Raw genomic sequence first — 279 nt, 5'->3', positions numbered from 1 at the left:
CGAGATCGTCGCGACGGCTCTGCCGAAACGCGAATACTACGTCGCCTCGCCGGAAGGCCGCAGGCTGTTCGACATGGCGCTCGGTCCTGTCGCCCTCTCCTTTGTCGGAGCGTCCGGCAAGGAGGACCTCAAGCAGATCCGTGCCCTTCATTCCAAGCATGGGGCCGCGTGGCCCCTCGAATGGCTCCAACAGAGGGGGATTGCCGATGTCGCATCATTCTTTCCCAAAGCGTAGCACCCGTGCCGCAGTTGCAGCGGCGCTGCTACTGGGCACTGCCG

Annotated in this window: 1 protein-coding gene; it reads left to right on the top strand. The window is 64.2% G+C overall.

What is annotated here, in order from left to right; all coding sequences use genetic code 11:
* Positions 1–235: hypothetical protein (locus EOC06_RS44680; RefSeq protein WP_245470460.1), on the top strand; the 235-nt coding region annotated here is incomplete at its 5' end.
* Positions 236–279 lie beyond the last annotated feature (44 nt).

This window comes from Mesorhizobium sp. M7A.F.Ca.MR.362.00.0.0 (assembly GCF_004023175.1).
Lineage (GTDB): Bacteria > Pseudomonadota > Alphaproteobacteria > Rhizobiales > Rhizobiaceae > Mesorhizobium.
The sequence above is the reverse complement of the archived record's forward strand: the minus strand, read 5'-3'. Positions and strand labels throughout refer to the sequence as shown.